Origin of the sequence: Streptomyces sp. NPDC051172, from assembly GCF_040682555.1 — a bacterium.
Lineage (GTDB): Bacteria > Actinomycetota > Actinomycetes > Streptomycetales > Streptomycetaceae > Streptomyces.
Genome location: NZ_JBFBBE010000452.1, coordinates 1 through 1,097, shown reverse-complemented (window position 1 = coordinate 1,097; position 1,097 = coordinate 1). Strand labels below are relative to the sequence as shown.

1 protein-coding gene and 1 pseudogene are annotated in these 1,097 nt (G+C 74.8%); both read left to right on the top strand.

The features are described 5' to 3' along the window. Window positions 1-280: pseudogene (locus AB0N07_RS51875) on the top strand (VOC family protein); the annotation flags it as partial. A gap of 87 nt (window positions 281-367) precedes the next feature. Continuing rightward, the coding region (locus AB0N07_RS51870) for a histidine kinase dimerization/phosphoacceptor domain-containing protein (protein WP_365848078.1) at window positions 368-1,097 on the top strand (730 nt) is incomplete at its 3' end.

Here is a 1,097-nt window from a genome sequence, read left to right as displayed (position 1 = left end):
CGGCACCGTGCTCGTGGACGCCATGGCCATGGGGGGCCTGGGGACCACGGCGTTCGTCGCCGGGCCGGGCGGGGAGTCCGCGGGCTTCTGGCAGGCCGACACCTTCAAGGGCCACGACCCGCCCCTGACCCCGGGCACCTCGGTGTGGTCCGAGCTGATGTCCACCCGCTCCGACGCGGCGGTGGAGTTCTACCGGGCCGTGGCCGGGTGGGAGCCCACCCGCATGGGCGACGACGCCCAGGGGGACGGGGGGCGGTGTCCCGGACCGTCGCTAGGGTGAGGGCCATGCCCACCCGCTCCACCGTCCCCCATCACCCGTGCGCTGCCCACCCGCTGGCGGCGGACGGACGCGCTCATCGCGGCGGTCTTGGCGCTGGCCGGTGTCGAGCTGGCCTACCTCTCTGACTTCGTCACCGAGGTGCCGTGGCGGCACTCCGTGGGCTGGGTGGCCCTGGGCGCGGTGGCGCTGTCGGCCCCGCTGGCCTGGCGGCGGCGCTCCCCGGTGGCCGTCATGGTGGCCGTCTCGGCCCTGTACTTCGAGCTCGGCACGTGGGTCGGCGTGGACCTCTACGCCTCCCAGGTGGTCCTGTTCCTCGCGTTCTACTCGGTCGGCACATGGTGCCCCCACCGCCGGCGGGCGCTGTGGTGGCGGACCGCCGTCGCCGCGGCCATGGCCCTCTGGCTGGGCTGGGTGACCGTGGACGGCTTCACGGACCCGGACGTGGGCGAGCGCGGCGTCAACGGGTACGCGGCCTACGCGGCCATCCAGGTCCTGGTCAACGTCGCCTACTTCACCGGTGCGTGGAGGTTCGGGGACGCCTCGTGGCGCTCGGCGGTGGAGCGGCAGCGACTGGAGGCCGCGCACGCGGAGATCCGCGCGCAGCAGGACCGCCTGGCGGAGCAGGCGGTGGACCTGGAACGGCTGCGGATCGCGCGCGAGCTGCACGACGTCGTCGCCCACCACGTCACCGCGATGGGTGTGCAGGCGGGCGCGGCCCGCCTCACCCTGGCCCGTGACCCCGACGCCGCGGCAGGCCACCTGCGCGGCATCGAATCGTCCGCGCGCGAGGCCGTCGCCGAGCTGAAGACCATGGTGC